Source organism: Vibrio sp. Vb0937 (genome assembly GCF_033338855.1).
Genome location: NZ_JAWOTK010000056.1, coordinates 1 through 3,977 on the forward strand (window position 1 = coordinate 1; position 3,977 = coordinate 3,977).

A 3,977-nucleotide genomic window follows, 5' to 3' on the forward strand; every position below is an offset into this window, starting at 1 on the left:
TTGATTTCTTTTTGCTTAGTATTTTTTTTTGGTTGCTGGATTATGGTATCCTGTCGCAACTTTTTTACGCCCTGTACTGCTTCCTGAAACAAGGCGAAATCGTCATCGTTCTCGGTGTCTTTTTTGCTCATTAGGTAAACAATTTCATTAATAAACTTTATTGGCAGTATTGTAGCGCTTTTCGGAGGCAATTTTGGATAAGATTTTTGTAGAAGAAGCGGTATCGGAACTGCATACCCTTCAAGATATGATTCGTTGGACGGTAAGCCGCTTTAATGCAGCGAACCTGTTTTACGGTCATGGTACTGATAATGCGTGGGATGAAGCTGTTCAGCTTATCCTGCCAACCTTATACTTGCCGATTGATGTGCCTCCGCACGTATTGAACTCTCGCCTAACGACAAGCGAGCGTCTGCGTATTGTTGAGCGCGTAGTAAAACGCATCAACGAGCGTACGCCAACAGCATACCTAACAAACAAAGCATGGTTCTGCGGTCTTGAGTTCTTCGTTGATGAGCGTGTACTTGTGCCACGTTCTCCTATCGGCGAATTGATTCAAGCGGAATTCCAACCTTGGTTGGTGGAAGAACCTACGCGCATCATGGACCTATGTACGGGTTCTGGTTGTATCGCGATTGCTTGTGCGCACGCTTTCCCTGAAGCAGAAGTGGATGCGATCGACATCTCTACAGATGCTCTACAAGTGGCTGAGCAAAACGTACAAGATCACGGCATGGAGCAGCAAGTGTTCCCAATTCGCTCTGATTTGTTCCGTGATCTTCCAAAAGAGAAATACAATCTAATCGTGTCCAACCCACCATATGTGGATGAAGAAGATATGAACAGCCTGCCAGATGAGTTCACGCATGAGCCTGAGCTTGGTTTAGCTGCGGGTACGGATGGTCTAAAACTAGTGCGTCGTATTCTTGCTAACGCGCCAGATTATCTAACAGATAACGGCATTCTTATCTGTGAAGTTGGCAACTCAATGATTCATATGATGGAACAGTACCCAGAGATTCCATTTACTTGGATTGAGTTCGAGAACGGCGGTCATGGCGTATTTATGCTAACGCGTGACCAGCTAGTTGAGTGTGCAGAAGAGTTTAAACTGTACAAAGACTAATAGAGTCTTGCACTAAACATCAAAACACCGAGCTTTATGCTCGGTGTTTTTTTATGCATACCTCGCCGATATTAACTCTTTACATCAAAACGTAATAAAGCCACTATGAATCCACGAAGAATTGGAAAGCAGCTATGCTCTGTTTTGAGAGAGCGTGGCGATAAAAACTTGAGGAAGTAATGGCAGGAAACAGTATCGGACAACATTTCCGAGTGACGACATTCGGGGAAAGTCACGGTATCGCACTGGGATGTATCGTAGACGGATGTCCTCCGGGGTTGGAAATTACAGAAGCAGATCTACAAATCGATCTCGACCGCCGTCGTCCAGGCACATCACGTTACACCACACAACGTCGTGAACCGGATGAAGTTAAAATTCTTTCTGGCGTTTTTGAAGGCAAAACCACGGGCACATCGATCGGTTTGCTAATTGAAAACACCGATCAGCGCTCAAAAGACTACTCTGACATCAAAGATAAGTTCAGACCGGGTCATGCTGATTACACTTACCACCAAAAATATGGCATCCGCGACTATCGCGGTGGCGGCCGTTCTTCAGCTCGTGAAACCGCAATGCGTGTGGCGGCTGGTGCAATCGCGAAGAAATACTTAAAAGATGAGTTTGGTGTTGAGATTCGTGCTTACTTGTCACAAATGGGTGATGTATCTATCGACAAGGTAGATTGGAGCGAAATCGAGAACAATGCATTCTTCTGCCCTGATGCTGACAAAGTAGAAGCATTTGACCAACTTATCCGTGACCTGAAAAAAGAAGGCGACTCTATTGGCGCAAAAATCCAGGTTGTGGCAACTAACGTGCCTGTTGGTCTCGGGGAACCCGTATTTGACCGTCTGGATGCAGACATCGCGCACGCACTAATGAGCATCAACGCGGTGAAAGGCGTAGAAATCGGAGACGGTTTCGACGTGGTAAACCAAAAAGGCAGTCAGCACCGTGATACGCTTGCTCCTGAAGGTTTTGGTAGTAATCATGCGGGTGGCATTCTTGGTGGTATCTCTACTGGTCAAGACATTGTCGCAAACATTGCGCTTAAGCCAACATCAAGTATCACTGTGCCGGGTGAGACCATCACAAAAGAAGGTGAACCAACTCAATTGATCACCAAAGGTCGTCATGACCCATGTGTGGGTATTCGTGCTGTGCCTATCGCAGAAGCGATGCTGGCAATTGTGGTGATGGATCATTTACTACGCCACCGTGGTCAAAACCATGGCGTAACAACTGAAACACCGAAGATTTAAGAGCTTTGTGTCATTTCAGCGAGCTATAGCGAGACTAGGAATCTAATTTCAGCGCGATGAAAAGAGAAAGAAATATCTCTGACAACAGAGTGCTCGGATAATAGATCCTGAATCATGCTCCTTCGTCGCTGTTCAGGATGACTGAATATAAAATTATGCCACTCACTGAATCGCGGGTGGCACAATTTTATCAGACAACCTTTTTTGTTTAAGTAGTTTTTGCTTAATGAATCGAGCCTTCGGTTTCCAAATGGAAAGAAGGCAGACGCCACTTAAAGCGCACTGCAGCCATACGCAGCATGTAACCAGTAACCAGTGTAATGATCGTGGCAGTGACATCGGGAACATTGAATTCTAATAGCGCTAAGTACATTCCTGATGCGATAAGAGCGACAGAAGCGTAAAGCTCTTCATGCAGTACCAATGGTGTTTGGCGACAGATTAAGTCACGAAGTAGCCCACCGAATACACCCGTTACTAACGCTGAAACCATACAAATACCAGGGTGCAAGCCCATGCCCATCGCAATTTTTGTTCCGATGATACTAAACACGATTAAACCTAATGCATCGAGGCGAATGAACAGACCTTTCAGCTTAATCACCCATTTCGCTAAACCTGTTGTTAGCACACCTGCAACACACGTAATTGCAAGGAACTCTGGGTTTTTTACCCAACCAAGAGGGTAGTGGCCTAATAGAATGTCACGTACGGTGCCACCACCAATGGCCGTTGCGCTGGCCACCAACATAACACCAAACCAGTCCATCTTTCTTCTACCAGCACTTAACGCACCTGTCATGGCTTCAGCCGTGATACCAATGATATACAACACACTTAGCAACATAGGGAAACACTCAACGTAAAAAGTCACTACGTTCTACGAGAATCAGCGTAGGCGAAGTAACAACACTTACAAACGGTTCTATCTCTCTTAAAAAGTGATTAAAACCAGCAACATGCTTGTAATCAAACGGCTTAAAAATAGCGGTTTGAACGGCATCAAAATAAGGCGAGAGTGTAGTGGTAAATAAGTACGCTGACGAATGAGAAATTGTATGGAGAAAGCGACCTTCAGATAAATTCAACTAATAACCAAAAATGTGGGGGTGCCTTTACCTCATAGCTAAAAACAGCGACAATATGCAGCGCATGTCAAACTGAAGTACAAACTCGACGATGACCCACGAATACCAAGACTTAATCACCATTTTTAATGACACCTTTTTAGAACAATTTAATACGAAATTAGAGTTAGGTGGTGATGAGCCTATTTATCTTCCTGCTGATGATGAACACCCTCATCATCGGATTATTTTTGCTCGGGGTTTTTACGCCTCTGCTTTACACGAGATTTCGCATTGGTGTGTGGCTGGTCCAGAGCGTCGTTTGCTGGAAGATTTTGGCTATTGGTATGAACCCGATGGGCGAACAGCAGAAGTTCAAGCGGAGTTTGAGAAAGTTGAAGTGCGACCTCAAGCTTATGAATGGATTCTGGCACAAAGCGCTGGCTTCCCTTTTACGGTGAGTTGTGACAATCTACACGGCGATTTTGAACCAGATAGGCTCGGCTTTATGCAAAAAGT

4 protein-coding genes and 1 pseudogene are annotated in these 3,977 nt (G+C 45.0%); 3 read left to right on the forward strand and 2 right to left on the reverse strand.

What is annotated here, in order from left to right; genetic code table 11:
* Nucleotides 1-131 (reverse strand): annotated as a pseudogene (locus R7P67_RS22900) (endonuclease SmrB); the annotation flags it as partial.
* Nucleotides 132-193: 62 nt separating this feature from the next.
* Here R7P67_RS22900 and prmB point away from each other — a divergent pair.
* Both prmB and aroC read left to right on the forward strand, forming a co-directional pair.
* Nucleotides 194-1,126 carry a 50S ribosomal protein L3 N(5)-glutamine methyltransferase gene (prmB, locus tag R7P67_RS22905; protein WP_005380541.1) on the forward strand — a complete coding sequence of 311 codons (933 nt, stop codon included), beginning with the start codon at nt 194-196 and terminating at the stop codon, nt 1,124-1,126.
* Between the two features lie 179 nt (nt 1,127-1,305).
* Complete coding sequence (gene aroC / locus R7P67_RS22910) at nt 1,306-2,391, forward strand: chorismate synthase (protein ID WP_130545946.1); 1,086 nt, start codon at nt 1,306-1,308, stop codon at nt 2,389-2,391.
* A 223-nt stretch (nt 2,392-2,614) separates the two neighbouring features.
* Here aroC and R7P67_RS22915 read toward each other — a convergent pair whose 3' ends face one another.
* Nucleotides 2,615-3,238: a trimeric intracellular cation channel family protein gene (locus tag R7P67_RS22915; protein ID WP_005380544.1), complete on the reverse strand. Its 624-nt coding sequence runs from the start codon at nt 3,236-3,238 to the stop codon at nt 2,615-2,617.
* A gap of 332 nt (nt 3,239-3,570) precedes the next feature.
* Here R7P67_RS22915 and R7P67_RS22920 point away from each other — a divergent pair.
* Nucleotides 3,571-3,977, forward strand: a 407-nt coding sequence (locus R7P67_RS22920; protein WP_318086097.1) for an elongation factor P hydroxylase, incomplete at its 3' end; no start/stop codon positions are given.